The sequence below is a fragment of the Labrenzia sp. THAF191a genome, from assembly GCF_009363335.1.
GTDB classification, from domain to species: Bacteria; Pseudomonadota; Alphaproteobacteria; order Rhizobiales; family Stappiaceae; genus Roseibium; species Roseibium algicola.
Genome location: NZ_CP045333.1, coordinates 177,359 through 204,045, shown reverse-complemented (window position 1 = coordinate 204,045; position 26,687 = coordinate 177,359). Strand labels below are relative to the sequence as shown.

Here is a 26,687-nt window from a genome sequence, read left to right as displayed (position 1 = left end):
CTATATCCCCGCACGCCTTTAAATCTTGTCGTTTTCAGCGATTTTGCCGATATAAACCGACTTGTCCGATTAAACAAGGCAATGTGTGCGGCGCGGTAAACGCCGGATTTAGCTGTACTCTACTCGTTATCCGCGAAAGTAGAAAACCCGATTGCGGTTAACGTGTCGCAGGTCCGGGCATTTACATGCTGCGGGCTGTCCAGGACTGGCGCTTGCGGTAGATGGTGGAAGGGCTGATCTCGAGGGCCGCTGCCGCCATGGCGATGTTGCCGTCAAAGGCATCAAGAGCGTCTTCGATGATACGCCGCTCCTGAGCCCAAAGCGGCTCGATGGTTCCGAACGGCCGGCTTGGCGGCGCCACGCGAGATCGCTCGCGGGAGAGGTCGATCAAGGTGCCCGGCCGGCTGCTCTGGTCGCGAATGATCAGCGGCAGCATGTCGTAGGTGACAGCGGCACCGTCATTCATGACAACGATCTGCCGGATGGTGTTCTCAAGCTGGCGGACGTTGCCCGGCCAGGGATAGGAAATGATCCGCGCTTCCGCGTCCGCATCAAATCCTCTGAAACCGCGCCGCTCTTCCGCCGAATAGCGTTCAAGGAAGGTTTCGGCGAGCGGCAGGATATCGTCGCGGCGCTCTCTGAGAGGCGGCATGTGGATCGGCAGCACGTGCAGCCGGTAGTAAAGGTCTTCGCGGAAGCGGCCGGCGGATATTTCCTGAACCGGGTTCCGGTTTGTGGCGCAGATGATGCGCGCGTCCACCTTGCGGGTATGTGTGTCGCCGAGGCGCTGGAACGTTCCCGTCTGCAGGAAGCGCAACAGCTTGCTCTGCAGGAGAAGGTCCATCTCGCCGATCTCGTCCAGGAACAGCGTGCCGCCATCGGCCTGTTCGGCCGCGCCCGCACGGTTGTCTGCAGCTCCGGTAAAGGCGCCGCGCACATATCCGAAGATCTCGCTTTCAATGAGGTCCCGCGGAATGGCAGCGCAATTCAAGGTGACGAAACGGTTGGACCGGCGCTCGGATAATTCGTGAACCGCAGCAGCGCACAGCTCCTTGCCCGTTCCGGACTCCCCGGTGATGAAGACCGGGGCCTGCGACGGCGCCATGCGACCGATCTGGTCGTGGATGTCGCGCATCTGGGCGGAGGTGCCCACCAGGCGGTTCGTTCCGGAGCTTTCGGTTCTGATGTGTGCGGCGCGAAGCGGAGGTGCGGATAGCTCCGGCATTGAAACAACAGGCTGAACATTCTGCGGTGCTGCGGGAGCGACCGGTTGAACGGGCCTTCTTTGTTTCAGCTGGAAGGAAATCTTGGACGCAAGCGCATCGAGCGAGAAGGGTTTGGTCAGGAAGTCATGGGCCCCGGCGCGCATCGCGCTGACGGCCCGCGAGACAGACCCCTTGGCCGAAACCGCGATGATGACTGCCTTGGGACAGCGGACCGCATAAGCTTCCAGGGCTTCGTCGCCACCGATGGTTTCCAGATCAATGATCAGAATGTCGGTGGTCTTGTCTGCAAGATCCTGCAGGCAGGACGAGGATTCCGTGTACAGGATGGGGTCCGTACAGGCATGAGACAGCTTGGCGCAGACCGCAGAGGTGCGGGCAGCCTCGGAGGCCGTTGCGTCAAGTACGCGTACTATAACAGGCAGCTCTTTGCCCTCTTTACTCCCCATTGCTGGGTAACTCCCATCGCTGGATACGGGTCATTCGAATATCGAAAGATTCGTCAATTTGATAATTCTCCGAACAGGGTAAACAAAGCGTTGTCAGAAGACGCAAATTGCAGTCGATCTTCGCTTTCGGCACAGAAAAGGGCCGAAGTGAGCAAAATATTCCAGCTCAGGCGGTGTGTCGTGGATATGCCGAAGGCCGGTCAAACCGGAGAAATCAAAGGCCCGCCAACAGGTATCCTGCCAGCAAACTCGCAAGGCAGAGGGCGAACACCAGCCATAGGTCAACGGGATGTGCCAATGCGCGTTGCAGCTTTTGGAAGCCTTCCGGAAGGCCGGTTCTATCCGGTGCGTTGGTTCCGGTGCGCAAGGCGCGTGCCGGCGGCCGGAAGGCATCATGCTCGTGCAGGGTTCCCGACACGCCACCTGTTTCAAGGTGCGGATGAGCCATCTTTTCCGGCGCGAAGTGTTTACCGGCCAGGTCCCCGTCTGGCACGTCTTTGGTGGCAAGGTCTGCTGCACAATCCGGCAACGACCCGGCGTGCGCCGGTTGGAACTCCGGCGCATAGCTGCCTTTGGGAATGGTGATGCGCACGGGGTCGTTGGCACCGGAGCCGGCATAGTATTTCTCTAGCCTGCGCCGCAGCCGGGCGGCCTCGACACGCACGATAGGGTCCGTCACCGGATTGAAGTCTTCCGGCCGCCCGAGCGCTTCGACCGCGATCGTATAACCTTTGATCTTTTCCTGTTGTCTGTTCAGCGTGGCATGCACGACAAACCCCAGGAAGGCGCGCAGTTGGGGCGCGGACTGGAATTCGGAGCTTTTCAGGGTGTTGATGAGCGCGGCCTTGATCTGCTCCTCGCAGGGAGGCTGCTCCTGCACAGTGTTCGGGGCCGCCGCTTCACCTGACTTGAGAGAAGTTGAGGCCTCGGGTGTGGGGCGGTCCTTGGCAGGCTTGTCTATCTTCGCATCCGGCGCTTTGTCGCGCGGTGCCCGATATGTCGTTTGTTCGGCTGCATGCATATCAGCCTCCTGCTAGACCTGTTGACTGATCCGTCGTGAAGTAGCTTCCCTTACGTAAATTTAGACGAAGTACTACCGAATGCAACGGTCAAAAAGTCATGGGGACGTCATTGCCCGGTGCGTCCACCGGGTGAGTGGGAGACTTGTGGTTGTGAGCTGTTTGAGACACTGTGAACGCTGCGTGAGGAGCGAAAACCGCCGAAATACCGTGACGCATCAACCATAGTCGGGGACAAGTCACGGATTCCATACCGCAAGGCGGTTGTAGATTCGGCCACGCATGGTTCTTAAGGCATGATTAACCAGTAACTTTTGATTCGCGTTGGAACTTTCGAATACCATGGGGCGGACAGGGACCATATTCGTAGCAATTTGCATGGCCGTGATCGCGCTGTCGTCTGCGACAGTTCTGGTCTTCCAGTTCGGACGGCCGTTCGGCGAAGCTGTTTCCCTGTCGCTTGCGCTCATGTGCACCATGATCCTGATCCACCTGCTGATCGGTCGTGCACGCGACCGCGGCGCGGTGAGCGAAGCGGTCGACCGTCTTGAAGAGCGCATGGCGGATCTGGACGAGGATGTCGGCAATCTCGAAGGCAGGCTCACGGGCATGGAACACACCATGCCGCGCCGTACCCGCGCCGAAATCGACCCTCTGTTTGCTGAAGTTGAAGTTCTTGGCACCTTGGTCAAGCAGATGGCCGAGGCCATGTCCGACCTTGAAGCGAGGGTCGAGGACCAGCAGGCCATCGCGCCGCCGCCGCAGATGCCAAGCCTGCCGCGTTATCAGCAGCCCCAGGAAACCTACCAGGAAGAACGCCGGTCCACCTATCAGGCACCGCAGAACTGGCCTCCGGTTCAGCAGCCTGCGCAGGCCCCGCAGCGCCAGCAACACGCCCCGGCGTCCTTTTCCCATGAAACGAACAACGGCATGCAGGAGCCCTATACGCCAGCGGCTGCACCGCGCCGGGACATGAACGATTTCGATCGACGCTATGGTGTGCACGCGCCGCGTCTCGAGGATAAGCTGGGTCATGTTCCGGTCAAGGAACAGCCGAACCACCAGCAGCAGGATTACGCATTCGAACTGCCGGATGAACCCGACCAGCGCCTTGCCGCACGTACCGCGATGCCGGCCGAAAAGCCGAAGCCGAACATGGCCATGCGCGAACTGATCACGTCGGCACTCAATGCCAACCGGGTGGAGCTCCACCTGCAGCCGATCGTGACATTGCCGCAGCGCCAGGTGAAGTACTATGAAGCCTTCACCCGCCTGCGTGACAACGGTGGCAACCTGATCGAAGCATCGGCCTTCATTCCGGAAGCGGTTCTCTCGGGCCAGATAGCCCGTATCGACAATCTGCTGCTGTTCCGCTCTATCCAGGTCGTGCGCCGCCTGACCTCGCGCAATCGCAATGCCATCCTGTTCTGCAATATCTCGTCGCAGTCGCTGGTTGACGAAACCTTCTTCCCCGGCTTCCTGGAATTCGTGAAGGCGAACCAGGATCTGGCCGATGTGCTTGTGTTCGAATTCTCCCAGGACGATGTCGCCCACATGGGCGGGATGGAGCTGGAAAGCCTGAGTTCGCTGTTCGAAGCCGGGTTCCGCTTCTCCGTCGACCAGATCGCGGACATGAAGATGGACTTCAACTCCCTGGCTGGCCGGGGTTTCAAATACGGCAAGCTGCACGCCGACTATCTCATCGGGCGCCGCGAAGCCAAACACGGCCACATCCATCCGTCCGATTTCGGCGACCTGCTTCATCGCTATGGCATGCAGCTGATCACTGATCATGTGGAAACGGAATCCCAGGTGCTGGAGCTGCTCGACTACGACGTCAAGCTTGCTCAGGGCAACCTGTTCTCGCCGCCGCGCCCGGTGCGTGCGGAAGTGCTGCAGGGCGCACCTGCACCCGGCCCGAGACGCTCCGCCGCCGGTTGATCAGCGCAAGGCGCTTCCGCGTTCCCGAAACGATAACCTGCTTCGATATTTCAGCTGCTGAGAACCGGCGGAGCAGCCATGACAGTGGTCTGCCGCCGTATGACAAAAGCAGGCGGCTTAAGGGCTTTTCCGCTCGGCGTCATTCGAGTGCCGACCTGGTTCCCCTGTGTCACCCCGGACAAGCGGATCGCAATGCCTTATCTCGAATGCACGTTGTCTGCCTTGAAGGCTGTTCCCAAGCCCGAGCAGTGATGGTCGCACTTCAGTCTGGCAGGCAAAATCACAAACGCCCCGGTTTGAGCCGGGGCGTTTGTCATTGAGGCAATGTTGCTGGAGGTTTGGGGCTAACCCTGCTTCGGGCCGACGGTCACCACTGTCGGAGCCTTGTCGGCCAGCAGGCGTTTGGCCACCCGTTTGACGTCGTCCAGCGAAATAGCCTCGATCTCGCTGTTGCGGCGGTCGAAATAGTCGATCCCGAGTTCCGCATTCTGCAGAGCGACCAACTGCCGGGCAATCTTGCCGGAACTGTCGAAGCGCAGAGGGTAAGAGCCGGTCAGATACTGTTTGGCAGACTGCAATTCGTCTTCGCTCGGTCCGGTCTCGGCCATGCGACTGATCTGTTCCAGCATGATCTTCACCGTCTCGTCCGCCCGGTCTGCCTTGGTCGCAGCATTGGCGATCAGAAGGCCCGTGTGTGCGTAAGGAGAAAGAGATGTGCCGGCGCCGTAGGAAAGCCCACGCTTTTCCCGCACTTCTTCATACATCCAGGAGGTGAAGGTACCGCCACCCAGAATGTGGTTCATCACAAAGGCGGCCTGATAGTCCGGATCGTCACGTGTCAGCCCGGGCAGACCGAGCAGGATTGTGGTTTGCGGTACCGCCAGCTGCTGGTTTACCCCGGTTCCGAACTCCGGTTCGAAATCGGCAATCTGCACCAGCTGTCCTTCCTCCTGCAGAGGAGCAAAGACCTTGTCGAGAATTCCGGCGAGGGTTTCAGCATCGATGGCGCCGACGACACCGATGATCAGCCCCTTGCGCGCGAGAAGCTTGCCCTGCTGGCTTGCAAGATCATCCGCGTTCAGGCCGGCCAGTGTTTCGGCGGTGCCAAGCGTTGGCCGGGCGTAGGGGTGATCACCGAACATAGCTTCGGCAAGGGCTCTTCCGGCAATCGCATCCGGATCGCTTTCGTTGCGTCGCGCCCTTTGCGACAGCTGGGCCTTCATCCGCTCCACCGGGGCTTCGTCGAAGCGCGGCTCGTTCACGGCGAGGGCCAGGAGGTTACTCGCCTCGTCAAGGGTGGGCGTCAAGGTCCGCAAGCTGCCGTAGAACCGGTCCTTGCCGGTGCTGAAGTTGATGCTGATGGCAAGTTCTTCCAGCTTGGCCTGGAAGGTCTCGGAATCCATTTCACCCGCGCCTTCGTCCAGCGTCGCGGCGAGCAGGCGCGTCAGACCTTCCTTTCCGACAGGGTCCTGCGCGGAGCCGCCATCGAAGGAAAAATCGAGCGCAATGATGGGCACGGTATGGTCTTCTACCAGCCAGGCTGTGATGCCTTTGGGGCTGGTGACTTCCTGGATCTCGACGGCCTGTGCCAGCCTCATCAGGCCAAGCAGGGCAACAAACGACAAAGCGAGGGCGGAGACCGGACCGCGCAGGGAGAAGAGGGTGTGTGCCATGATCAGGACTTGTCCTTCGTCTGGGGCGCATCGGATTGGGCGGCATCCGGCACGACTGGCGGTTCCATGCGCAACTCTCCGACCACGGGGAGGCCGGCGAGATAAGTGCGGGCCGCATCCAGGACATCTTCAGGGGTGACAGCCTGCACCTGAGAAGGCCAGGTCTGGACGTTTTCGATCGTTTGGCCCGTGGTCAGGGCACCGCCGAAAAGGCGTGCCAGGCCGGATTGGCTGTCCTGGGCGTAGATCGCGCTGGCGACCATGCTGTTTCGGGCGCGTTTGACTTCTTCTTCCGTGACGCCGGTCTCGAGCAGTTTCTGAAGTTCGGTCGCTATCAGCCGCTCCATGTCTTCCAACGTGTAACCGGGGCGCGGCACGGCGTAGAGACCGAAGCGGCCGTTATCAAGGGCGCTGCCCTGATAATAGGCGCCGGCGCTGAGGGCGGCTTCCTGGTCGAGAACCAGTGCCTTGTGCAGGCGGCTGGAGGGCCCTTCGCCCAGAATATACGACAGTATGTCCAGCGCCTCGGGCGTCCGGCCTTCGCCGGTGGTCTGGCTCGGCACGATCCAGATCTGCGACAGGGACTCCTGGCGCACCCGCGGATCGGAAACGGCAATGCGTCTTTCACCCGCAAGCGGCGGTTCGGCCGGCCGGAGGCGTTCTCCAGGCTCTGCGCGCCGGGCAACCTTGCCGTAGGTTTCCTGCGCAAGCTTGCGAACCGCATCAACGTCCACATCACCGGCAATTACCACCACCGCATTGTTTGGCGTGTAGAACCGGTCGTAGAAGGCGATCGCTGCTTCCTTGTTGAGCGCTTCGATTTCGCTCTGCCAGCCGATGACGGGTGAGCCGTAGGGGTGGTTGACGAAGGTGATGGAATTCAGCGCTTCCTGCAGCCGGGAACCGGGTTCACTGTCGACCCGCATGCGCCGCTCTTCCAGAACCACGTCTCGTTCCGGCGTCACGACTTCGTCGCTCAGAACCAGGTTCTCCATCCGGTCGGCTTCCAGCTTCATCATGAGCGGCAGATGCTGCTTGGCGACTTTCTGGAAATAGGCGGTGTAGTCGGTGCTGGTGAAGGCGTTCTCCTGGCCACCACGATCGGCAACCATCTTGGAGAATTCTCCGTTAGGATGGTCGTGAGTACCCTTGAACATCAAATGTTCGAGAAAATGCGCAACACCTGACTGACCTTCCGGTTCATCGGCGGAACCGACCTTGTACCAGATCATGTGGGTGACAACCGGCGCCCGGCGGTCCGGGATGACCACCACCTGCAAACCGTTATCCAGCGTGAAGCTTTCAAGGTTCGGCGCAATCATGAGGTTTCCTGCCGTTGCCGGCGCGGAAAAGGCACTTCCCGGCACAAGGGCCATGCCACCGCCCAGCAGGAGCGCAGGCATCAGCACAAGGCCGATGGAGCGCTTCAACCGCCGCACGGGGGATGTCTTGTCGTGCTTCGAGGACGATGGGTTCACGTGCAACTCCCGTTCTTTGTCGTTCGAACAGCATGCGCTTCAACCAGGTGCGGGAAAAGCGCAAAGCCGGGCAATTTCATGGTGGCCAACAAAAAAGACCTCCGGACCTATCCTCCATATAGGAGGTGCGGTCCGGAGGTCCCGTTACAATTTTGTCATCTGCCTTTCGGACCCTGAAGTCCGGTCACTGAAGAGATCAGTTACAGAAGTTCTGGTCGCCTTCCAGGCAGCGCGGATCGAGCGGCTTGGAGTCGTACTCGTCGTAATTCGTCGGCTTGCGCTTTTTCTTCACCACTTCCGGCATCGGTGCATCCGGAGAAGGCGTGCTGTAGCCGGTGGGCGGATCGGTCAGGTAGCGGCGTGCGGACAGGCCATTCTGCTCGATACCTGCCTGCTGGGACCGCAACTGCTGCAGGCGCTCCCATTCGGCCCGCTGTTCTTCACGTGTCAGCTTTCCACCTTCGGTAATCTCGTTGAAGCGGCGCTCCGCGTCGAGATCGCGATTCTGACCGGTAACACCGGTAATCTTGAAGCCGCGCATCTGTTCCGGGGTCAGCGCTTCGCTGTTCATGCTGCCGGTCTTGCCGGAGCTGGCATAAAGCTGCTTCAGTTCGGTCAGCTGTTCGTTTTCACGCTGCTTCGGCCAGTTCTGATCGTTCACACCGGCAACATTCGTTTCCGGTTCGGGAAGGTTCGTCGGCTCTGCGGGCATGGCCAGCGGTCCGCGAGGTTTGTACTCGATCTGCTTTTCGTTCGGATCGACGGCGCCAAGGCCTTTCATCACGGTGTCGACAAGGGCGACATCCGGTGCCTGGCTCGTGCCATCCGCTGCCTGGCATGCGGCCAAACCGGCCAGAAGCACCAGCACTGCAGAATTCTTTACAAACCCAACTAACGTCCGCACTGCGCAGACCCCTCGATTTCTCATAAAAAACAGCCGGCAGCACTCCGCCCGCGATCAGTCGTTGTCCAGCCTAAACCATTATTTTGCGGCTGAATTAGGACCATCTCGGAAACTGTCATACAGGAGACCGACGACGCCCGCAACGATCCACACATCTGCCAGGTTGAACACGTACCAGGAGAACGTGCCGACGTGGAAATGGACGAAGTCGACGACGGCACCATAGGTCAGTCTGTCGATCCCGTTTCCGATCGCCCCGCCAATGACCAGTGCCAGGGCGAGGGCCACCAGGCGTGACTGGCAACGCGCCGACCAGACCCACAGGCCAATCGTGACTGCAATCGTCACACCGGCCAGAAGCCAGCGGCCCAGGTCGCTGTTCTGCTGGAACAGGCCATAGGAAATACCCCGGTTCCAGACCAGAACGATCTCGAGAACCGGCAGAAGATCGACCGGTCCGTTGCGGGCAAGATCGAAGCCGTAAACCAGCCAGAGCTTGCTGCCCTGGTCGATGACAACACAGACAAGCGCGATCAGAAGCACAAATGTGCTGAAACGGCCCCAGAGAAGGGGCCGTTTCGTATTGTTGGAAGAGGTATCCTGTTGCGTCATCGTGACCGGGAACCCTGCCGCTCAGGCCGCAGCATGGGCAGCGTCCCATTCACGCAGGGCGGCAGCATCGCGAAGGGTCACATCCGGATAATCCGGATCGGATCCCACTTCCGGCAGGATCTTCCAGGAGCGGGCGCATTTGGTACCCTCGGCAAGGCCGGGCACGACAGCTACACCCTTGGTGTCGCCGAGCGTGAACGCGCCTTCCGGTGCCGGTTCGCTGCTGAGCGTCAACTGGCTGGTGATGGCGATGTCCGCCATGTCCTTGCCCTTGAGCGCGTCCATCAGTTCCGCATCGGTGACATGCACGACCGGGTGAGCTTCCAGCGAGGAGCCGATCCGCTTTTCACGGCGTTCGATTTCCAGCGCGCCGGTGATCACGCGGCGAACCGTCTTGATCTTCGCCCACTTGGCGGCCAGTGCATCGTCACGCCATTCGGCCGGAACAGTCGGGAACTGCTCCAGATGAACGCAGGCCTCCTCGCCGTAACGGGAGGTCCAGGTTTCGTCCATGGTGAACGGCATCATCGGTGCGAGCCAGGTCACCAGGCAATCGAACAGCTTGTCGATCACGAAGAGCGACGCCTTGCGGCGCACGGACGAAGCCGCATCGCAATAAAGCGCGTCCTTGCGGATGTCGAAATAGAAGGCCGACAGTTCCACCGTCATGAAAGTGAACAGCTGGTGGAAGACCTTCTTGTAGTCGAACTCCCAGTAGGCTTCACGGATCATCTTGTCGAGTTCGACCAGCCTGTGCAGCATCAGCCGCTCCAGCTCAGGCATGTCGGCCAGTGCTACTTCTTCACCGGTGGCATGGCCAAGCGAACCCAGCATCCAGCGCAGCGTGTTGCGCAGTTTGCGGTAGCTGTCGACGCTGGTCTTGATGATCTCCGGCCCGAGGCGCTGGTCTTCCCAATAGTCGGTGGAGGCCACCCACAGGCGCAGGATGTCGGCGCCATACTGCTTGATGACGTCCTGCGGGAACACCTGGTTGCCGAGAGACTTCGACATCTTGCGGCCGTCTTCGGCCATGGTGAAGCCATGGGTCAGAACGGCGTCGTAAGGTGCATGACCGCGTGTACCGCAGCTTTCCAGCAGCGAGGAATGGAACCAGCCGCGATGCTGGTCGGAGCCTTCAAGGTAAAGGACATAGTCCTTGCCGCCGTCGGTCTTGCGCTTGGGTGCGAGATCTTCGCGCTGTTCCAGAACGAACGCATGTGTGGACCCACTGTCGAACCAGACATCCAGGATGTCACGGACCATGTCCCACTCGTCTGCCTTGTAGTCGTTGCCCAGGAAACGCTCCTTGGCGCCATCCGCAAACCAGGCGTCGGCACCCTCCGCCACGAAGGCATCGAAGATGCGCTTGTTGACGGCTTCGTCCTTCAGGACTTCAGAAGTTTCCTTGTGGATGAACACGGTGATCGGCACACCCCACGCGCGCTGGCGCGAAAGGACCCAGTCCGGCCGGTTCTCGATCATGGAGCGCAGACGGTTCTGGCCGGCACCCGGCACGAAGCGTGTCTCGTCGATGGCGTTCAGTGCCCGCGTGCGCAGCGTGTCGCCTTCGCCGGACAACTGCTTGTCCATGTAGACGAACCACTGCGGCGTGTTGCGGAAGATCACCGGCTTCTTGGAACGCCAGGAATGCGGATAGGAATGCTTCAACCGGCCGAGACCGATCAGGTTGCCGCTTTCCTTCAGCTTTTCGATCACGGCCTTGTTGGCCTTGCCCTTCTCGCCCTTGTGCGTGATGACTTCGCAGCCTTCGAAGCCAGGCGCATCCTTGGTGTAGAAGCCGTCATCGGCAACAGTGAAGGGGATCGCGGTGTTGATGCCGCGTGCTTCGAGATCTGCCCGTTTGGTCATCCAGATTTCAAAGTCGTCCGTGCCGTGGCCGGGTGCCGTGTGCACGAAGCCGGTACCGGCATCGTCGGTCACATGGTCACCGTCCAGCAGCGGCACGTCGAATTCGTAGCCGCCGAGATCGAGCCCGGCCAGCGGATGGGCGCAGGTGAGAAGGCTTAACTCATCGGCTTCAACTGCACGTACGCAGGAGAAATCGGTAATGCGGGCGTTCTTGAACACTTCGTCTGCAAGGGCATTCGCCAGGATCAGCTTGTCGCCCTTCTGGACCCAGTTGTCGTCCGGCAGTCCGTCCTGCGTGACCTCGTAGAGGCTGTAGTCGATGCGCGAGGAATAGCTGATGGCGCGGTTGCCCGGGATGGTCCAGGGGGTCGTCGTCCAGATGACTACAGATGCTGCTTCTTGCTTGAGGTCAGGAGCAGACATGTTGGGGGACGTTACTGCTTCACCAGCGCTTAGATCGGTGATTTCAATTTCAGGAACTTGAACTTTGTTCTTGACCGGGAACTTCACCCAGATCATGTCGGACTGGTAGTCCTGATACTCGATCTCGGCTTCGGCAAGCGCGGTTTTTTCGACCACCGACCACATCACCGGCTTGGAACCGCGGTAAAGCTGGCCGGAGGTTGCGAACTTCATCAGTTCCCGGGCAATCACGGCTTCGCTCTCGAAGCGCATCGTCAGGTAAGGGTTGTCCCAGTCGCCCTCGATGCCGAGGCGCTTGAATTCCTTGCGCTGGACGTCGATCCAGTGCTCGGCGAATTCGCGGCACTCGCGGCGGAATTCGTTGATCGGCACCTCGTCCTTGTTCTTGCCCTTGGCGCGGTACTGTTCCTCGATCTTCCATTCGATCGGCAGGCCGTGGCAGTCCCAGCCCGGAACGTAGTTGCTCTCGAAGCCCGTCATCTGCATGGAGCGCGTGACGATGTCTTTCAGCGTCTTGTTCAGGGCATGGCCGATATGGATGTTGCCGTTGGCATAGGGAGGTCCGTCATGCAGCACGAACTTGTTGCGGCCCTTGCCCTGTTCGCGCAGCTTTTTGTAGACGTTCATCTGCTCCCAGCGAGCGAGGATTTCCGGCTCTTTCTTGGGAAGGCCGGCACGCATGGGGAATTCGGTCTGCGGCAGGTTCAGCGTTTCGGAATAGTCGCGTTTATCTGTCTCGGTCATCGTCACGTCGATCCGGTCGTTCGGGCCCTGGGCCCGCGTCATATGTCAGGATGATTGCCGGCCCGTTTCGGGCAGCAACATGAAATCAGGAAGTCCCGGTCCCTGGCGCCGCATTGCCGCGTCAGCCGAAGGCCGGGCAAGTAATTCGCGTAATCGCGGTCGTCGGTCTGGCGACGACTATGAGAGCCTTGTGTTGCATGGCAAGGGACATAGCAGCACTTCGGCGATGAATAAAGATGTTCCGGCAATTCCTGTGTTGTTTGTCTGTCCGGCAAACGTACAACTTCCGAAAATCGGCTTCGGGTAACCGAATATGAATGTCTTTCGGTCATGGATAGGCCTGGATTGAGACGGGTGAGCGACGGACAGACCGGCAGAAAATGGCCAATCAGGTGAAACAGGCGGCAAATGGGTCGCAGGCAGGCGTACACAAGGCAAGTCTCTGGTCTCGCGGTATCGTGACAGGCGACTGGCTGAGCTGGGACCGGATCGGCTTTGCGTGTCTATGTTCGGCAATCGGTTTCACGCTGGGCCTTATGTGGATGCTGGTGGTGCCCAATACTTATGGCGCGCCCAACGGCACGTTGCTGATGGATTACCTCAGCTTCTGGATGGCAGGGGGCCAGGCTCTCAACGGAACGCCGGAAGTGGCATACAGTCCCGCCGCGTTTTCCGCCCTCCAGCAGCAGTACACCGGAACAGACACTGTCTTCGGTTTCTTCTATCCGCCCACGTTCCAGATGCTGCAGATGCCGTTTGCGCTTCTGCCCTACAAGATCGCGTTTGCCGTCTTTATCGGGATCACCACGGGCCTGTTGTGCCTGGCCTGCCGCCTGATTGCGGGCAACTGGCTGCTGGCCGCCTGTCTTATCCTTATTCCGGCCTGCGCGAACAACGCCTTCCATGGCCAGAATGCAGCGTTGACCGCAGCGCTCTACGGTTTCTTTCTCGTCGGGATCGAACGGCGTCAGATGGTGTGGGCGGGCATCGCTCTGGGTCTTCTGACCATCAAGCCGCAGTTGGGCATCCTGGTTCCTCTGGCCCTTGTCGCCAGCTTCAACTGGCGGACCTTCCTGAGTGCATCCGTCTCGACGCTGGTGTTCGTTGCGCTCGGCATTGCGGTCCTCGGCTTTGGCGCCTGGCAGGCCTTCTGGATTCAAGCGCCGGTTGCCTCCGCCATGATGGAACTGGGCGGCGTGGAATGGGTCAAGATGATTTCGGTTTACGGCGCAGGCAGGGTGCTGGGGCTCGGTCATCTGCCGTCGATGATGGTGCAGGTGGTCTTTGCCCTTGCCGCTGCCGTTTGCGTATGGCGTGTCTGGCGGCGGACGGACGCCATGTCGGTGCGGGCTCCGGTCCTGGTCGGCGGCACCTTGCTGGTTACACCCTTTGCCCTTTCCTACGATCTGACGCTGATCATCATCCCTTGCGCCTTCCTGATCCGCGAGGGCCTCAGAAACGGCTTCTTGCCTTACGAGAAAATAGCGCTCTTCATCATCATCGGCCTGTCTGCATCCACCAGCCCGTTTGCGATCTGGCTCGGCATGCCGATCGCACCCGTCCTGCCGGTGATGCTCGTCTGGCTGGGACTGCGCAGGCTGCAGTTGCACGCCGCACATCCGGAACGTGAGCACCTCGACGGCGCGGTTGCCGGATCAGTTTGAGGCCGCCTGCCGCAGCTTGCGCTCGCGGTGGGTGATGTAGAGCCCGCTCGAGATGATCAGGGCAATCCCCAGCCAGGTCGGTCCGTCCGGGAAATTGGAAAAGACCAGATACCCGAACAGGGTCGCGCTGACGATTTCGATATATTGCAGTGGTGCCAGCATACTGGCGCTGCCGCGTTGAAACGCGGAAACGACAAGACCGTGGCCGGCAAAGGAAATCAGCCCGATCAAGGCCAGCAAGCCGGACTGGGAGGCGTCCGGCATGACGAATTCCATGCCTTCGATCCCGGTCAGATATCCGATCACGAGACCTGCCCCGAGCAGCAGTGAAGCGGAAAGGCCCGCGCTGAACTGGATGGTCAGAAGATCGTCGCGAACGGGGTAGAGCCTGTTGAGCAGCAGGTAGAAGGAAAACAGAACGGCGGTCGCGACCGGCAGCAGGCTGACGAGGCCAATCTCCGCCAGCGTCGGCCGCAGCACGATAATGGCCCCCAGCAGGCCAACGAGAATGGCGCCGATCCGCCGCGGGCCGACCTGTTCCTTCAAAAGCACCGCCGCCAGGATGGTAAGAACCATGGGTTCAACAAAGAAGATCGAGATCGCGGTCGCCACCGACATGTACTTCACCGCAGTGAAGAAACAGAGCGATGCCGTGCCCAGAAGAATGCCGCGCAGGTAGTTCACGACCGGTTGTTTGCCCCTCAGGTGCATGAGACGGCCGGTGACCAATGCAATGGCAAGGCTGATCAGAAGCTGAAAGAAAAAGCGGCCGAATGTGACTTCAAGCGTCGGCAGCTCCGCGGAGAGATATTTTGCGGTGATATCCATCACCGGCAGCAGCAGCATGGCCGACGTCATCAGGAAAATCGCCATGAGCGGGTTCTGCTCGACGTCCCCGGAACGCGAGGAAATGGATTGACGCTTCATCGTGCTGCAACCTCCGGAGCGTCTTCATCACTGAAAACCACACGCGAACAGGGATTTCGCCGGCTTTCCGGCGATGGGCAATCGCTTGGGAGAAGGACCGGCAACAAGGAAAGGGCCGGGCAAAAATCTCTGCGGTCGCTGACCGCAGCAGGATTGCCGATCCATATTCCTTTTGAAGTTGAACGTTTCCCGGAGCAAGCCGGCAAACGCCAAGTTCGTCAGAAAAGAGAAAATATTTTGAAGGCTGCTCAGGCGGAAAGTTCGAGCAGTTTCATGTCGAGTTCGGAAAGCGGCTGTAGCGAGCCGAGCGCGGCGCGGGCTTCTTCGCTGTCCCGGTCCATCTGGGCAATCAGTGCCTCGACCGAGTCGAACTTTTCTTCGCCGCGCAGATAGGACACCAGGTGCACGCGCAGCGTCTTGCCGTAGAGATCGCCAGCAAAGTCGAACAGGAACACTTCAAACAGTGCGGCGCCATTGTCGAAGGTCGGGCGGCGGCCATAGCTGGCGACGCCGTCATGCCAGGCCTCGTCGACACGGACCTTGACAGCATAGATGCCCTGCTTCAGCGGGCAGTCCTCGGTAAGGCTCATGTTGGCGGTCGGATAGCCGAGGTCGCGGCCGCGCTTGTCTCCGTGGCGCACGTCCGCCTCGAAGAACCAGCGATAGCCAAGGAGACCGTTTGCCTGGGCGATATCCCCCCGTGAGAGGCTGTCGCGGATACGGGTGGAAGAAATGACTTCGGCGCCTTCATCTTCCTCGCGCTGGACGATGGTCACGCCGAAGCCGTGGTCGGCGCCGGCGGAACGCAAATAGTCTGGCGTGCCCTGTCTGGCCCGGCCGAAGTGGAAGTCATAACCGGTGACCGCGTGGGAGATGCCGAGCGTGTCGATGAGAATGTCCTGAACGAAGGCATTCGCTTCGATGCCGGCAAACTCCCGGGTGAAGGGAAGGATGAGCGCGCCGTCGAGACCGCACAGGCGTAGCAGGTCGAGTTTCTGCTGTGGCGGGGTCAGACGGAAAACGGGTTTGGACGGGTTGAAGACCGTGCGCGGATGCGGCTCGAAGCTCATGGCATAGACGGGATGATGCGTGCCGTGGCCAAGACCGAGCGCGGCGTCGAGCACGGCACGATGGCCCCTGTGAACGCCGTCGAAGTTGCCGATGGCAACGATGCCGCCTTTCAGGTCCGCCGGAAAGGCATCCAGGCTTTCGATGATCGGAAAGCTGGAGGGATCAGTGGAGCTCATGCGGCAAACCTTCGCGCAACGATACGTCACAACGGTCCGGTGTGCCGGCCCGTCCTGCAGGAACACGTCGAACATGGCGCTCCGGGCGGAGCAGACCTGCCGACGTTGGCGTGGAACCTGCCGTCAAGCAAAGCAAAGGTCAAGATGGGGATGTGCCGAAGACTTGCCTTTGCAGTCGCTGCCCGTCAAAGACCGGATTGATCCTCGTCCCGGCCGGGAACCTTCACCAGTGCCTCGCCTTCCAGAACCACGGTGTCGTCGACACTGCAGATACAGGACAGGCGGGCACGGTTGCCGCGCTCCATCAGTTCCTCGACGGTGACCGTCACCTTGACGTCGTCGCCGATCCTGACCGGGGCCTTGAAATTGAGCGTCTGCGACAGATAGATCGCGCCGGGGCCGGGAAGGCGGGTGCCGAGCACGGCCGAGATCAGGCTGGCCGTATAGAGGCCATGGGCGATTCTCGTCTTGAAGGGCGTGCGGGCGGCAAAATGTTCGGACAGATGAATCGGGTTCCGGTCGCCGGATACTTCCGCAAAGCCGACCACATCGGAAGAACTTACATGCTTCACGAGTACTTCGCTCATACCCACGGAAAGATCTTCGAAGCAGAGTTTTTGCAGTTCCAACATTACGGTTTCCGCCCTGACTTGTCTTGATTTGAAGTAGGCGGACGCTAGGCGGTGCAAGGTTTTCTGGCAATTGTGCTTTGGGCGAAGAAAAAAGGCCCCGTTATTAACGGTCTTTTCAGGGGCGGCGGGTAGATTGCGTTGAGTGTGGGGAGGTGAGGACACAATAATGTGTCGCTCTCCTTCGAAGTCATAACGCGTTTCCACCGGCCCACGGCCAGGGGCCGCGCAAATTGACAGTATGGAGTAGACAATGGCCCTTGATCTTCAGATGCCGGTCCTCGTGGTCGATGACTACAAAACGATGATTCGCATCATTCGGAACCTGCTCAAGCAACTCGGTTTCGAAGACATCGACGATGCTGCGGACGGCACCGAAGCTTTGGAAAAAATGAAACAGCGCCGTTATGGCCTGGTGATTTCCGACTGGAACATGGAGCCGATGACCGGTTACGAGCTGCTGAAGCAGGTTCGTGCCGACGGCAGCCTCAGCAAGACGCCTTTCATCATGGTGACTGCTGAATCCAAGACGGAAAACGTCATCGCCGCCAAGAAAGCCGGCGTGAACAACTACATCGTGAAGCCCTTCAATGCTCAGACTCTGAAAGGCAAGATCGAGGCGGTCTTCTCCGATTGATTTCTTGCACTTGGCGGGGAGCTGCGTTGGGGCGCACCTCCGCCAGTGCCAGACGGATGTACAGGATCGGCGCGGTCTTGCTGGGCAGGCAGGCCGGGTCAGCTTTGCTGCATCCGAAAAGTTATAGCGGTTCCTGAGAAATCCGGATCCGCGCTTCGGAGGATGCTTTCGAAATGGAAAGGCTCGACCTGGTGGCCAGTATGAAACAGGAAAACATTGCCCGAGTCATAGACTTCCTGCAGGAAAACAAGAACAGGCAAGGTGAAGTTTCCCTGACTGACGTGATGCATCTTGCAGAAGTCATGTCGGGTTCGATGCACGATTTTCTGTCGACCGTACAACCGGCCGTCACGGAAGAGCTGACCGTCATCGCCAAGGAAATCAGGCGCATGAAGGAGGAAATCTCCCAACTGCGCGCCAATGACATGACTGGCAGCAAGATCCCGGACGCCGGACGGGAACTGGACGCCATCGTGGAGGCGACGGAAGAAGCCACCAACACCATCATGGAAGCAGCCGAAGAGATCATGGGCGCCGATGCCAGCGACCATGAAGCCTATCAGGAACTGGTCAGCAACAAGATGATCAGCATCTTCGAGGCTTGCACCTTCCAGGACATCACAGGCCAGAGAATTTCGAAGGTGGTCGAAACGCTTCGTTACATCGATGAGCGTGTGACTTCCTTCATCGAGCAACTGCGCATTCCGGAAGACCTTGATGCGAAGTTGGTTGAAACGGAGTCGGAGCGCCGCAAGCGCGAGCTGATCCTCCATGGTCCACAGCATTCCGGCGAAGGTGTTTCGCAGGACGATATCGATGCCCTTCTGGGCGGCGCACAGGCGGATATCGACAAGCTGTTCGACTGATCCGGACTGAAAAAACGATTTCAAAGGGCTCTCCATTGGAGGGCCCTTTTTGGTTCTGAACTTTCTCTCCACCGTCATCCCATGGCTTGACCATGGGATCCATGCCGTTTGGTCTCCAGTCGGAATGGCCTTGTGCGGGACAAGGCAACGGCGTGGACTGCAGGGCAAGCCCTGCAGCGACGACGTCGGAGAGGTCTATCTATTCGGCGGCCACCAGCTTCTCCCGATGCGCCTTGCGTTCCCGGGCGAGCGAGGTCAGGTCGAAATCGTCGAGGATGGTATAAAACGCCGGAACCACGAAGACGATCATCAGGGTCGTGCCGATCAGTCCGAAGGAGATCGAAGTCACCAGCGGGATCAATACCTGTGCCTGGGGGCTTGTTTCGAAAAGCAGCGGCAGCAGGCCGACGATTGTGGTCACCGACGTCAGCAGGATCGCGCGGAACCTGGCCTTGGCACCCAGCGGGGCGATCTCGGCAACACTTTCCAGCGATGGGTCGTGCTCGTCCTTGATGAACTGGACCAGCAGGATTGAATCGTTGACCACGATCCCGGCAAGCGAAATGAAGCCCAGCATGCTTGGCATCGCAAAGTCGATGCCCATCAGGAAGTGCCCCCAGACCGCGCCAATCAACGCCATGGGGATGAGTGTCATTACCACGACCGGTTCACTGTAGCTGCGGAACTGGAAACTCAGCAGGATGAACACGAAGATCAGGCCGGTGCCGAGTGCCTTGACCATGGACGCCTGCGTCTTCGCGCCTTCCGCATTCTGCCCTTCGGTCGAAGTGCTCAATCCGGGGTATTTTTCCAGGAGTTGCGGCAGGTATCTCGTTTCCGTGTCCTTGACGACTTCGTTGGCATTGGCAACACCGAGAAGAACGTCGCCGGTGACCGTCACGGTCGGCACCCGGTCAATACGATTGATCCGCGTGAAGCTGCGGTCGGACCGGATGTCGGCGACGGAGCCAAGCGGGACCCGGTGACCTGAAGGGGTTTCCACGGTGAAGAGCTCGAAATCGCCAAGGCTGTTGCGGTCGCTGCCGGCAAGGCGGACATCGACCTCGAAGCTTTCCGAACCGACTTGAACCTCATCGGCGGTAATGCCGTTGTAGGCCCCTCTCAGCTGGTCGGCGATTGCCTTGGCATCAAGTCCGACCGCTCCGGCTCCGTCCTTGAGAGACAGGGCCAGTTCCGGTTTGCCGAGGCTGAGATCGTCGGAAATGTTGTAGACGCCGTCATAGCCCTTGAGCCAGGCCTGAAGCTCTTCCGAAGCCTGGTCGAGCATCTGCAGGTCATTGTGGGCCAGGCGCAATTCGATGGCGCGCCCTGCCGGGCCGATGCTGGATTCGGTGAGAATGATGCGCCGGACGTCGAGCGTTTCGGGCATTTCCTGGCGCCAGACTTTCAGGATTTCCTGGTTGCCTGCGTCACGAAGCGGCCCGTCCAGCAGATCAATGTCGATGGTCGCCAGATGTGCTCCGCTGGTGCCGGCATCGCTGTTTTCGTTGAACCGCACCAGAATGTTCTTGAGGAGAGATGTTCCGTCCGGATTGCGCGGTGACAGCGCCGCATCCGTGCGTTCCAGCGCACTGATTGCCTCTGTCACGACCTTGCGTGTGTCGGCGAGCGTCGCACTTGCCGGCAATTCGATCCGCGCTTCAATCTGGTCGCCTTCCACGTTCGGAAAGGCCTGGAATTTAACGACGCCGCCGGCCAGCAGCGAGACCGAAGCGAGGAAAAGCATGAAGCAGGCACCGATGACGAAATAGCGGTTCCGCACAGACCAAGTGGCACAGGGACCGATCACATGCTCCCGCGCCCAACCGACACCGCTTTCGGCCTTGCGGGTCACCCAGTTCGGGGTGTCGCGCGTAGCACCATGGGACAGGTGATTTGGCAGGATCAGAAAGGCTTCGACCAGCGACACGGCCAGAACCAGCAACATGACCATCGGGATCACGCGCAACAGGTCACCAAGGTCGCCCTCGATAAAGGCAAGTGCACCGAAAATGGCGGTGGTCGTGACAAACGAAGACAGCACACCCGGAGCGACCTGCCGCGTTCCCTGCACGGCGGCCTCCAGGGGACTGAGCCCTTTCTGGCGCCGTGTCGCGATGTTTTCGGAAATCACGATGGCGTCGTCCATCATGATGCCGACCACGATCAGCATGGCCACCATCGACAGCATGTTGATCGTCAGCCCCAGAATGGACATTGCGGCGAGTGCGCCCAGAAAGGACACCGGCAGGCCCATGCCGATCCAGAATGCCTGCCGCCCGCCAAAGAAGATCCACATGGCCGCAACGACAAGCGCCAGCCCCTGGAGAGAATTGTTGACCAGCATCCACAGGCGGTCCTTCAGGATGATCGAGCCGTCGTTGATGATGGTCAGGGTGATGCCCGGGGCAGTACGGGCCTGTTCCTCGTCGACGAAATCCTGCACCCGCTCCACCACCTTGATCAGGTCGTCACTGCGGGTCATGGAAATGTCGAGAACAGCGGCCAACCTGCCGTTGAGCCGGGTTTCGACCTCTTCGTCCTCGAAGAGATCACTGATCGTGGCAATGTCGCCCAGCTTGATCTGGCCGCCTTGCGGGGAAGAGGCGACAATCACCGACGCATAGGCATCCGCGGCAAGGCGCTCGTCGGCGAAACGCAGCAGGATCGAGCCGCCTACAGTCGTGATCTCTCCAGAGGGAGCGCTGATATTCTGCCTGGTGAGGGTATTTGCGATTTCCGAGAGGGTTAGCCCAACTTCACGCGCGGCGGCGTCGCGCACCTCGATGCGGAACTGCCGGTCAGAGAAGCCGGAAATCTCGACCTGGGGTATGCCGCCGAACTTCAGCATGCGGTCCTTCACCGCTTCGGCGTAGTTCTTCAGCTGCGGCTTGTCGTCAATTCCGGTGATGACGACGGAGGTCGCCTCGCTCAGGCGGCCCGCTTCTTCGATGATCGGGTCTTCAACGCCCTCGGGGAAATCATCGATCGCGTTGATCTCGCGGTCGATATCCAGCATCAGCTGGTCGATGTCCTTGCCTTCCATGATCTTGACGGTCGCAAGTGCGAGGTTTTCCCGGGAATCGCATTTGAGTTCGTCGATGTTCTCGATCCCGTCGAGCGCGTCCTCGATGCGCCGGCAAACGGTGCGTTCGACATCGGCTGAGGTCGCTCCGGGATAGGCGACTGTCACGGTAATCCGTTTTATCGGGATCTGCGGAAAGGTTTCCAGCAGAAGACCCGGAAGGTTGAGCAGCCCGAGAATGATGAAACCGGCCATCAACAGATTGGCGGCGGTTGGGTGTTGGGCGAAGTAGCGGATCATGGCCGGTCCTCACCGTTGAAGGCATCCGTGCTCGCCATTCGCTTCAAATCTGCCTTCACGGCTTCGTCTTCGACCGGCTTCAGCAACATGCCTTCGATCACCGGGGACACATCGCTGACGATGACCTTGCTTCCAGCTGGCAGGTCCGTTCCCAGAACGACGATATCATCGAAGCGGAAGGCGATTTCGACCGGCACCGTGACCAGTCGGCTGTCGGGCGAGACAGTCATGATCCTGCCACTGTGGACCGCGTTGCGCGGCAACACGATCTGATCGGCCACGGGCGGTGCGGACAGCTCAACCTCGGTAAACATGCCTTTGACCAATGGCGGCTTTATACCCGGCCGGATGGTGTCATAGGGCTTGTCCACGCTGACGATCAGTCCGATGGAGCGGGTGTCCGGATCCACCGTGTCGCTGACCCGCTTGACGTGCGCATCCCACACCGCGGTCTCTCCGACGGAACCGACCCTTACCTTGGCCTTCAGCCGGTCAAGCGAATGCCGTGCCCGGATGACACCTTCTTCTGTTTCCAATTGTCCGGGAAAGGCCAGATTGGCAAATCCGGCCATGTTGCCAGGACTGATCTGAACGTCGATGTCGGCTGCGTCGATGCCGTCAAGTTCACCGATGGAGCTGCCGGCACCGACATACTGGTCGATCTCTACATTGACCTTCGAAACCCTGGCATCGAAGGGAACACGGATCGTGGTGCGGGCAAGGTTCAGCTTTGCGGTTTCCAGACGAACCTCGTTCTTGGCCTTTACCTGCTCCAGTGCCTTGCGCTTCACCGGGTTGAGCGCAATTTCGTTCTCCAGGTCCTGGACCCGTGACTTTTGCTGAAGCACCGTGCCTTCCTGGTTTTCGACCAGTTGGTCGGAGGCGACCTTGCGCTCCTGAAGCGTTTTCAGCCGGGCCAGCTCACGCTGTTCCAGGTCGAGGACCGATTTGGCAATCGCAAGGGATTGTTTCTGTGTATCCAGGGTAACGGCCAGCTCTTCGATATCCACCTCGGCACTGGCGATATCGCTCTGCGCCTCGGCAATCTCCAGCTCGTAGTCTTCCGGTGCCAGTGTCACCAGAATTTTGCCCTCCGGGATGAATTCACCGCGCTTGAAATCCGGATTGATGTAGGTGACCCGGCCGGATACCTGCGCGATGGCATCAAGCGTATGGGCGGGATCAACCGTGCCGTATCCGGTTACGCGCGGCACGAAGTCCTGAGGCTCAACAGTGACGACACGCACGAGCGTCGTCGTTTCTCCGATGTCGGTGCGCTTGGGTGCTTCGCGCCCGCTCACCGCATAAACCAGCACCGCCGCACCGGCGATCACGGGGGGAAGGATCAGGGCTTTTCGCAACAGCGACACGGCGGCTCTCCTGGCAAAGTTCGCTCGGCGGGCTGCAGACCTCCTCCGGCGACAATTCTTTTAATGCAAGTCCAAACTTGCAAATAGTGATGGTTCAATTTTATTGCAAGCGATTGCTTGCATTTGCGACCTGTTTGGCATTAGGTGCGACGGAATGTCTTCCGGAGAATTGAGGGCGCGCCCGGCGCGTTTGGCGGCCAAGTGCCTAGAAATGTAGATGTTTCAGAAATCTATTCCGCAACCGTCGCACTGTTTTGCGAGCGCGGGTTCAGCGGAACCACGACCAAGGAAATAGCGGACAGGGCAGGGGTGAACGAAGTCACGCTGTTTCGCCGTTTCGGGTCGAAGGCAGGTTTGATCGAGGCCGCCATCGGCGACACGCTATCCGATGTCTCGTTCGGCAAGATGTTGCCGGGGGAAGACGTAAAGGCCGATCTTCTGGAAATCGTGCGCAATTATCTGGAGACCTATCGCAAGCACAGCGGGCTTGCCCTGACGCTGTTTGCGCAGGTGCCCCAGCATCCTGAACTGCGGGCGGTGACACCCTTTCTGCTGAAAAACCTGCAGGGCGTTGCCCGCACACTGGCAAAGCATCAGAGCAGCGGGCGGCTAAAGCCGGGCGATCCGGTCAGCTTCGCCGTTGCGCTCATCGCGCCGCTGGCCGTCATGGGCTTCATGAAGGAGATGGGTCTGGGGACAGGTCACGAAGGTCTGGACGTGGAAAATTACGTCCAGACCTATTTGCAGGGGCATGGCCCCGATACGGGACGTTAAATGAGCCCGCTAGCAATACTGCGCGCGCTTACCACCAAAGACGCGGCAGGGCAGCACGAGCGCGCAGGCCTTCTTCGGCCAGACGGCGGCGGATCAGATGTTCGTCCGGCGCGTCGCTCGGACCGAAGTCGGAGGCATGGATGCCGGCGGTGATGAACAGAACGTCGAGATCCTGAGACACCGCACCGCGGATATCGGTCGGCAGACCGTCGCCGATGGCCAGGACGTCTTCCTTGGCGACGTCTTCACCCGCCAGCGTCGCGAGGCGCTTCATTGCCGCGTCGTAGATGGGGGCATGCGGTTTGCCGAGAATGGCCACTTCGCCGCCGAGATCTTCATAAAGACGGGCAAGGGCGCCGGCGCACCAGATCAGGCGCTCGCCGCGCTCCACCACGATGTCGGGGTTGGCGCAGATCATCGGCAGGCCGCGTTCGGCCAGCTTCTGCAGCCGGTCGCGGTAATCGTCAGGCGTTTCGACCTCGTCGTCTTCCAGCCCGGTGCAGCTGATGCCTTCCGCTTCCTCGTCATTGGTGGTGAAGGTGGCTTCAAGGCCGTGATACAGCGGCTGGTCCCGGTGCGGACCGATGTGCAGGAGCGTCTTTTTGCCCTGAGCCACAAGGATCTCGCGGGTCACGTCGCCGGAGGTGACGATGTCGTCGTAGGTTCCCACCGGCACGCCAAGAGCGGCCAGCATTTCACCAACCTGCTTTGCAGGGCGCGGGGCATTGGTGATGAGGACCACCTTGCCGCCGGCTTCCTCGCGAAAGGCCTTGAGGGCTTTGTGTGCGCCTTCAAAAGCCGATACACCGTTGTGCAGCACGCCCCACACGTCACACAGGATGCCCTTGTAGGACGGGGCGAGGGTGCGGAGCCCCTCAACAAGAAGCGGTGCAGAAACTGTCATGGCGGGTCACTCGGATCTGGGTAGGTCTGATAAGCTTTGCTGAAGAATCGACGCAAACTCGGCGCGGACCATATAGGAACATGGCGCGGTGCGAAACCGAGTAGAGGGAGTTTCATGAAGGTCAGGCAACTTGGCGAACAGGTGATCAACCAGATTGCGGCCGGCGAGGTCATCGAAAGACCCGCGAGCGTGATCAAGGAGTTGGTGGAAAACGCCGTCGACGCCGGGGCAAAACAGGTCGAGATCGTTACCGCCGCCGGTGGCAAGACGCTCATGCGCGTTGCTGACGACGGCGAGGGCATGCACCAGGAGGATCTGCAACTGGCAATCCGCCGGCACTGCACCTCCAAGATTTCCGACGACGACCTGTTCGACATCCGCACGCTCGGCTTTCGCGGTGAAGCGCTGCCGTCCATCGGCTCCGTCGCCCGGCTGGCGATCCAGACCCGTCACAAGGACGAGGACCACGCCTGGGCCATCGCCGTCGAGGGCGGCAGGGAGCAGCCGCTTGTGCCCGCAGCCCGTACAAAAGGCACCCAGGTAGAGGTGCGTGACCTTTTCTTCGCGACACCTGCCCGGCTGAAATTCCTGAAATCGGATCGTGCGGAAGCGGCCGCCATCACCGAAATCGTCAAACGGATCGCGCTCGCCTATCCGGAGATCGGCTTTTCCCTCGGCGGCGCCGACCGGCAGTCGCAGAGCTGGCCAGCAGCACGCGGCAGTGAACCGCATCTTGCTCGGATCGCGCAGATTCTCGGCCAGGATTTTGTCGACAACGCCATGGAAATCGACGCTGCCCGGGAAGGCGTGCGTCTCACCGGTTTTGCAGGCTTGCCGACACACCACCGTGGCAATGCGCAGAACCAGTTCTTCTTCGTCAACGGCCGCCCGGTGAAGGACAAGCTGCTGCTATCCGGATTGCGCGGAGCCTATGCCGATGTGCTGGCCCGTGACCGTCATCCGGTCGTGGTCCTGTTCATCGATCTCGATCCGGCATTGGTCGATGTCAATGTGCACCCGGCCAAGGCCGATGTGCGCTTCCGGGACAGCCAGCTTGTGCGCGGGCTTCTGGTGGGTGCCATCAAGCATGCACTGGTCCAGTCCGGACACCGGTCATCGACCTCGAACGCGGCCGTTGCACTGGACGCCATCAGGGCACAGTCGGCGGGGTTCTCTCAACCGGGTCACACACCGACTTCTCCGGCACGTTCCGGGGGATATGGCGGTGGTTCCTACACACGCACGTCTGCCGCGCCCCAGTGGGCGCCGGAAGCTTTTCGCCCGCCCCAGATGGAGGAGGCGTCTGCAGCAGGCTTTGCCGAAGCAGCACAGCCGGCCTTTGAACGGCAGAACGGCTTTGCCGACTTTGCCAGACCGTCGGCGGATGCCCGCGCGAATGACGTCCCGGTCGAAGCCGAAAAGACCCGCCTTCCGCTGGGTGCCGCCCGTGCGCAGGTTCACGAGACCTATATCATCGCCCAGACCGAGGACGGTGTCGTCATCGTTGACCAGCACGCCGCGCACGAGCGCCTTGTTTACGAACGTCTGAAGGAAGCGCTGGCCAAGAAGGATGTCGCCCGCCAGATGCTGCTCATCCCCGAGATCGTCGAGTTGCCGGAAGAAGATGCAATCCGGCTGGCCGATCGCGCGGAAGATCTCGAAAAGGTCGGCCTGTCCCTGGAAGCCTTCGGCCCGGGCGCCATCGCCGTCAGGGAGACACCCGCAATCCTCGGCGACATGGATATCCAGGGCATGGTCCGGAACCTGGCCGACGAGCTTGCCGAATGGGACACTGCCGAAGGTCTCAAGGAAAAGCTGGACCATGTTGCCGCCACGATGGCCTGCCACGGTTCGGTGCGTGCAGGCAGGCGCATGCGTCCGGAAGAAATGGATGCGCTCTTGCGCGATATGGAAGCCACGCCGCTTTCCGGACAGTGCAATCACGGCCGGCCAACCTGGGTGGAGCTGAAACTCGGCGATATCGAGAAGCTGTTCGGCCGCAAATAACC

At 60.1% G+C, this 26,687-nt stretch carries 20 protein-coding genes; 7 read left to right on the top strand and 13 right to left on the bottom strand.

Annotated features, from left to right (window positions below; translation table 11 throughout):
• Positions 1-181 precede the first annotated feature (181 nt).
• Both FIV05_RS00940 and FIV05_RS00935 read right to left on the bottom strand, forming a co-directional pair.
• On the bottom strand, positions 182-1,672 hold the full coding sequence (locus FIV05_RS00940) for a sigma-54 dependent transcriptional regulator (protein ID WP_152508362.1): 1,491 nt from the start codon (positions 1,670-1,672) through the stop codon (positions 182-184).
• A gap of 214 nt (positions 1,673-1,886) precedes the next feature.
• On the bottom strand, positions 1,887-2,693 hold the full coding sequence (locus FIV05_RS00935) for a hypothetical protein (RefSeq protein ID WP_152508361.1): 807 nt from the start codon (positions 2,691-2,693) through the stop codon (positions 1,887-1,889).
• Between the two features lie 376 nt (positions 2,694-3,069).
• Here FIV05_RS00935 and FIV05_RS00930 point away from each other — a divergent pair, with 376 nt between their 5' ends.
• Together FIV05_RS00930 and FIV05_RS31495 are read left to right on the top strand one after the other, a co-directional pair.
• A complete protein-coding gene (locus FIV05_RS00930; RefSeq protein ID WP_152508360.1) occupies positions 3,070-4,632 on the top strand; it encodes an EAL domain-containing protein in 1,563 nt (520 codons plus the stop codon).
• A 78-nt stretch (positions 4,633-4,710) separates the two neighbouring features.
• A complete protein-coding gene (locus tag FIV05_RS31495) occupies positions 4,711-4,884 on the top strand; it encodes a hypothetical protein (RefSeq protein WP_173013739.1) in 174 nt (57 codons plus the stop codon).
• Between the two features lie 92 nt (positions 4,885-4,976).
• Here FIV05_RS31495 and FIV05_RS00925 read toward each other — a convergent pair whose 3' ends face one another.
• The 5 genes from FIV05_RS00925 to ileS form a co-directional block, all read right to left on the bottom strand.
• Positions 4,977-6,305, bottom strand: coding sequence for a pitrilysin family protein (locus tag FIV05_RS00925; protein ID WP_152508359.1), 1,329 nt, complete (start codon positions 6,303-6,305; stop codon positions 4,977-4,979).
• A gap of 2 nt (positions 6,306-6,307) precedes the next feature.
• Positions 6,308-7,783, bottom strand: a complete 1,476-nt coding sequence (locus FIV05_RS00920) for a pitrilysin family protein (protein WP_286202243.1) — start codon at positions 7,781-7,783, stop codon at positions 6,308-6,310.
• 196 nt (positions 7,784-7,979) lie between these two features.
• Entirely contained in the window at positions 7,980-8,651 is a 672-nt protein-coding gene (locus FIV05_RS00915; RefSeq protein WP_023002063.1) for a hypothetical protein, read from the bottom strand.
• A 114-nt stretch (positions 8,652-8,765) separates the two neighbouring features.
• Positions 8,766-9,299, bottom strand: a complete 534-nt coding sequence (gene lspA, locus FIV05_RS00910) for a signal peptidase II (RefSeq protein ID WP_209009822.1) — start codon at positions 9,297-9,299, stop codon at positions 8,766-8,768.
• Positions 9,300-9,320: 21 nt separating this feature from the next.
• The gene (gene ileS, locus FIV05_RS00905) at positions 9,321-12,335 is read right to left on the bottom strand and encodes an isoleucine--tRNA ligase (RefSeq protein ID WP_152508358.1); all 3,015 of its coding nucleotides are present in this window, start codon (positions 12,333-12,335) and stop codon (positions 9,321-9,323) included.
• A 380-nt stretch (positions 12,336-12,715) separates the two neighbouring features.
• Here ileS and FIV05_RS00900 point away from each other — a divergent pair, with 380 nt between their 5' ends.
• Positions 12,716-13,999, top strand: coding sequence for a glycosyltransferase family 87 protein (locus FIV05_RS00900; RefSeq protein WP_152508357.1), 1,284 nt, complete (start codon positions 12,716-12,718; stop codon positions 13,997-13,999).
• On the opposite strand, the gene FIV05_RS00895 is transcribed toward FIV05_RS00900, so the two are convergent.
• The 3 genes from FIV05_RS00895 to FIV05_RS00885 form a co-directional block, all read right to left on the bottom strand.
• Entirely contained in the window at positions 13,991-14,926 is a 936-nt protein-coding gene (locus tag FIV05_RS00895) for a DMT family transporter (RefSeq protein ID WP_152508356.1), read from the bottom strand. The genes FIV05_RS00900 and FIV05_RS00895 overlap by 9 nt on opposite strands.
• 248 nt (positions 14,927-15,174) lie before the next feature.
• Positions 15,175-16,173: a bifunctional riboflavin kinase/FAD synthetase gene (locus FIV05_RS00890; RefSeq protein WP_152508355.1), complete on the bottom strand. Its 999-nt coding sequence runs from the start codon at positions 16,171-16,173 to the stop codon at positions 15,175-15,177.
• 185 nt (positions 16,174-16,358) lie between these two features.
• A complete protein-coding gene (locus FIV05_RS00885; protein ID WP_023002057.1) occupies positions 16,359-16,805 on the bottom strand; it encodes a MaoC family dehydratase in 447 nt (148 codons plus the stop codon).
• Positions 16,806-17,055: 250 nt separating this feature from the next.
• Between FIV05_RS00885 and FIV05_RS00880 the strand changes: the two genes are divergently transcribed.
• Positions 17,056-17,439, top strand: a complete 384-nt coding sequence (locus FIV05_RS00880) for a response regulator (protein WP_006935666.1) — start codon at positions 17,056-17,058, stop codon at positions 17,437-17,439.
• Positions 17,440-17,612: 173 nt separating this feature from the next.
• A complete protein-coding gene (locus tag FIV05_RS00875) occupies positions 17,613-18,305 on the top strand; it encodes a protein phosphatase CheZ (protein WP_209009821.1) in 693 nt (230 codons plus the stop codon).
• A gap of 199 nt (positions 18,306-18,504) precedes the next feature.
• Here the strand turns inward: FIV05_RS00875 and FIV05_RS00870 are convergent, their stop codons facing one another.
• The gene (locus tag FIV05_RS00870) at positions 18,505-21,630 is read right to left on the bottom strand and encodes an efflux RND transporter permease subunit (RefSeq protein WP_152508354.1); all 3,126 of its coding nucleotides are present in this window, start codon (positions 21,628-21,630) and stop codon (positions 18,505-18,507) included.
• The gene (locus tag FIV05_RS00865; protein ID WP_152508353.1) at positions 21,627-23,000 is read right to left on the bottom strand and encodes a hemolysin D; all 1,374 of its coding nucleotides are present in this window, start codon (positions 22,998-23,000) and stop codon (positions 21,627-21,629) included. The genes FIV05_RS00870 and FIV05_RS00865 overlap by 4 nt, the downstream gene beginning before the upstream one ends.
• Positions 23,001-23,201: 201 nt before the next feature.
• On the opposite strand from FIV05_RS00865, the gene FIV05_RS00860 reads away from it, so the two are divergent.
• Entirely contained in the window at positions 23,202-23,774 is a 573-nt protein-coding gene (locus FIV05_RS00860; protein WP_158514211.1) for a TetR/AcrR family transcriptional regulator, read from the top strand.
• A gap of 28 nt (positions 23,775-23,802) precedes the next feature.
• Here FIV05_RS00860 and FIV05_RS00855 read toward each other — a convergent pair whose 3' ends face one another.
• Positions 23,803-24,678, bottom strand: a complete 876-nt coding sequence (locus FIV05_RS00855) for a TIGR01459 family HAD-type hydrolase (protein WP_152508351.1) — start codon at positions 24,676-24,678, stop codon at positions 23,803-23,805.
• A gap of 114 nt (positions 24,679-24,792) precedes the next feature.
• Between FIV05_RS00855 and mutL the strand changes: the two genes are divergently transcribed.
• On the top strand, positions 24,793-26,685 hold the full coding sequence (gene mutL / locus FIV05_RS00850; RefSeq protein WP_152508350.1) for a DNA mismatch repair endonuclease MutL: 1,893 nt from the start codon (positions 24,793-24,795) through the stop codon (positions 26,683-26,685).
• Positions 26,686-26,687: the final 2 nt, after the last annotated feature.

Coding starts and splice junctions, on each gene's coding strand:
- FIV05_RS00940 (WP_152508362.1), bottom strand. CDS start 1,672: ATGGGGAGTAAAGAGGGCAAAGAGCTGCCTGTTATAGTACGCGTACTT.
- FIV05_RS00935 (WP_152508361.1), bottom strand. CDS start 2,693: ATGCATGCAGCCGAACAAACGACATATCGGGCACCGCGCGACAAAGCG.
- FIV05_RS00930 (WP_152508360.1), top strand. CDS start 3,070: ATGGCCGTGATCGCGCTGTCGTCTGCGACAGTTCTGGTCTTCCAGTTC.
- FIV05_RS31495 (WP_173013739.1), top strand. CDS start 4,711: ATGACAGTGGTCTGCCGCCGTATGACAAAAGCAGGCGGCTTAAGGGCT.
- FIV05_RS00925 (WP_152508359.1), bottom strand. CDS start 6,305: ATGGCACACACCCTCTTCTCCCTGCGCGGTCCGGTCTCCGCCCTCGCT.
- lspA (WP_209009822.1), bottom strand. CDS start 9,299: ATGACGCAACAGGATACCTCTTCCAACAATACGAAACGGCCCCTTCTC.
- ileS (WP_152508358.1), bottom strand. CDS start 12,335: ATGACCGAGACAGATAAACGCGACTATTCCGAAACGCTGAACCTGCCG.
- FIV05_RS00900 (WP_152508357.1), top strand. CDS start 12,716: ATGGCCAATCAGGTGAAACAGGCGGCAAATGGGTCGCAGGCAGGCGTA.
- FIV05_RS00895 (WP_152508356.1), bottom strand. CDS start 14,926: ATGAAGCGTCAATCCATTTCCTCGCGTTCCGGGGACGTCGAGCAGAAC.
- FIV05_RS00890 (WP_152508355.1), bottom strand. CDS start 16,173: ATGAGCTCCACTGATCCCTCCAGCTTTCCGATCATCGAAAGCCTGGAT.
- FIV05_RS00885 (WP_023002057.1), bottom strand. CDS start 16,805: ATGTTGGAACTGCAAAAACTCTGCTTCGAAGATCTTTCCGTGGGTATG.
- FIV05_RS00880 (WP_006935666.1), top strand. CDS start 17,056: ATGGCCCTTGATCTTCAGATGCCGGTCCTCGTGGTCGATGACTACAAA.
- FIV05_RS00875 (WP_209009821.1), top strand. CDS start 17,613: ATGGAAAGGCTCGACCTGGTGGCCAGTATGAAACAGGAAAACATTGCC.
- FIV05_RS00870 (WP_152508354.1), bottom strand. CDS start 21,630: ATGATCCGCTACTTCGCCCAACACCCAACCGCCGCCAATCTGTTGATG.
- FIV05_RS00855 (WP_152508351.1), bottom strand. CDS start 24,678: ATGACAGTTTCTGCACCGCTTCTTGTTGAGGGGCTCCGCACCCTCGCC.
- mutL (WP_152508350.1), top strand. CDS start 24,793: ATGAAGGTCAGGCAACTTGGCGAACAGGTGATCAACCAGATTGCGGCC.